We start from the raw sequence: 2,373 nt of genomic DNA, 5'->3' as shown, positions 1-2,373 counted from the left end.
GCAGAAGATGCCGCAGTGGAGAGGGCATGTTATCTGGTGGCACATCACCACACCTACAGGAATATAGACGGTTTGGATTATCTGATACTGGTGGAGGCCGATTTCCTCGTCAACATGTATGAGGATAAGGCGGACGCAGATACTATAAGGACGGCATACGATAATATATTTGCCACGGAATCCGGCAAAATGCTGTGCAGACAGCTCTTTTCGCTGGAATATTGAAAAAAAGATGAATTATGTTATACTTAACAGGTCAGAGATGGCGGCAGGGATAGACGCCGCTGTTAGATTTGGAGGAGAAAGATGAAGCTTTATATATCAAAGTTACTGTCTACAGCTTTGCCAATAGTAGGAGTGCTGTGTATATTTGGATTTGCATTTGCAGGAAATATAAGCATGGGCTGGATTCTGTTCGTAGTGCTTGCGCTTATATCAGGCATTATAAACACCATATTCTTCAGATGTCCGCACTGCGGCAAATCAATACCGGCAAACTGTACGGTCAACCAGAAGTATTGTCCTCTGTGTGGAGAGGATCTCGGTATGAAGCCTTCAAGAATAAGCTACTACGGAAAATGCCGCAAGAATAAGAACGGAGTTATGAGAGGTTATTCCACAGTTGGACCTATGGTATTCATAGTAAGCCTGCTCATACTGTTTCTCATTGTGATGGCTGTATTTGGAGTGGACAGTCTCAATAAAGGTATGGGAAGGATTGCAGTCATACTTGCATTCTGTGTGAGCGTTATACTTGCGATATTCTGTAGGATAGCGGTATCATCGGCGGTGAAGATGGATGACAAGGCGATATATTTCAGTAAGATACCATTTATGTGGAGAAAATACGAGATAGATGATATAGTAGAGAATGAGCGCGTTGTAGAGCCGTTCTATCACGTGAACAGAGGATACATATTTGCAACCTCAAAGGGAATGGTGGCTATACCGATGGCATCATATGCAGGTGGCCAGGAGTTCTTTACGGAATTTACCTCAAGGATAGGCCAGAGCATGCCGGATGTGAGACCGGATCTTGTGTTGTCCAAGAGATCAGATCAGGCAAAGGCTGATGAAGAGCACTATGAGGAAGCGGTGAAGCTTTACAACGAGCATTACGGTGAGAAGAGATAATACACAATTAATTAATGAAAGGATAACGAGATGGACGTAAAAGACATTGGAAAAAAGATTGAGAACGTGGAGCTTGTTGAGGCTATGCACGCAGTTAGAGAAAATGAGAACAAGGATACACTTAAGCAGCTCTTTGAGTCAGTGGTCCATGCAGTATTTATAGTTCCTGCAAAGTTCGACCAGGAGCCAAAGCCTGATGAGAATGGAAAGGTTACATTCCAGGACGGAGTGAAGATCAACTTCTCACTTCTGACAAATGAGCAGGGAGACAAGGTACTTCCGTGCTTCACAGATTATGAGTCGATGGCTTCATCGCAGTTTAACGATGGCTTCCAGAGAATAATACTTCCATATAAGCAGCTTGAGGATCTTGTGTTCAATTCAAATGGAAACATAAGCGGAATAGCTATGAATCCTTTCACTGAGAACTGCTTTATATCAGGAGAGTTTATCCGTCAGTACAGAGAGCGCTCACGTACAGGACTTGTACAGAGCAAGATCAAGCCAGGCGCAACAGTCAAGCTCAGAACACCAAAGTATCAGCCGATACAGATGCTTGATGCTGCAAGAGAGTATCTGGCAGACAAAGAGAATGTTGACAGAGCGTATATACAGATGATGGAGGAGCAGGGACAGGAGGATAAGTATCTTGTTGCTCTTGAGGTAAACGGAGACGAGAAGCCTGTATTTGCCGGACTCATACCTCTTATGAAGCCTCATTCATTTGGCATCGAGGTGGCACTGGTCAGAGCAGACAACATGCTTGGTAAGAAAGTGACAGAGGTGACAGAGCCGTTCTATGTTAGAGCCGGACTTGAAAATTAAATGAGAGGATCGTTATGTTAAAAAAATATCTGACTATATTTCTTATATCCATGGTACCAATACTTGAGCTTCGAGGCGCCATACCGTATTCGGTGGGCTTTGGACTTCCGAGTATACCGTCATTTATAGTGTGCGTCATAGGCAATATGATACCGGTTCCATTTATATACTGGTTTGCAAGACGTGTGCTTGAGTGGGGAAAAGACAAGAGATTCATAGGCAAATTCTTCACATGGTGTCTTGTGAAGGGAGAGCACGGCGGACAGAAGCTCATGGCAAAGTCCGGCACTGGAGTGTATATCGCACTTCTGCTGTTCGTGGGAATACCACTTCCGGGAACCGGGGCGTGGACAGGAACACTGGCAGCCAGCTTCCTTGAGCTTGACTGGAAGAAAGCGTTATCATGGTCATGCT

General features: G+C 44.5%; 3 protein-coding genes and 1 pseudogene. All 4 read left to right on the top strand.

Features of this window, described 5'->3' with window-relative positions:
• Positions 1 to 225 (top strand): annotated as a pseudogene (locus tag CCU_RS02845) (HD domain-containing protein); the annotation flags it as partial.
• Positions 226 to 306: 81 nt separating this feature from the next.
• The gene (locus CCU_RS02840) at positions 307 to 1,134 is read left to right on the top strand and encodes a zinc ribbon domain-containing protein (protein WP_015533483.1); all 828 of its coding nucleotides are present in this window, start codon (positions 307 to 309) and stop codon (positions 1,132 to 1,134) included.
• A 30-nt stretch (positions 1,135 to 1,164) separates the two neighbouring features.
• Positions 1,165 to 1,959, top strand: a complete 795-nt coding sequence (locus CCU_RS02835) for an enhanced serine sensitivity protein SseB (RefSeq protein WP_015533482.1) — start codon at positions 1,165 to 1,167, stop codon at positions 1,957 to 1,959.
• A 14-nt stretch (positions 1,960 to 1,973) separates the two neighbouring features.
• Positions 1,974 to 2,373: COG2426 family protein (locus tag CCU_RS02830; protein WP_208895936.1), on the top strand; the 400-nt coding region annotated here is incomplete at its 3' end.

This window comes from Coprococcus sp. ART55/1 (assembly GCF_000210595.1).
Lineage (GTDB): Bacteria > Bacillota > Clostridia > Lachnospirales > Lachnospiraceae > Coprococcus > Coprococcus aceti.
The sequence above is the reverse complement of the archived record's forward strand: the minus strand, read 5'-3'. Positions and strand labels throughout refer to the sequence as shown.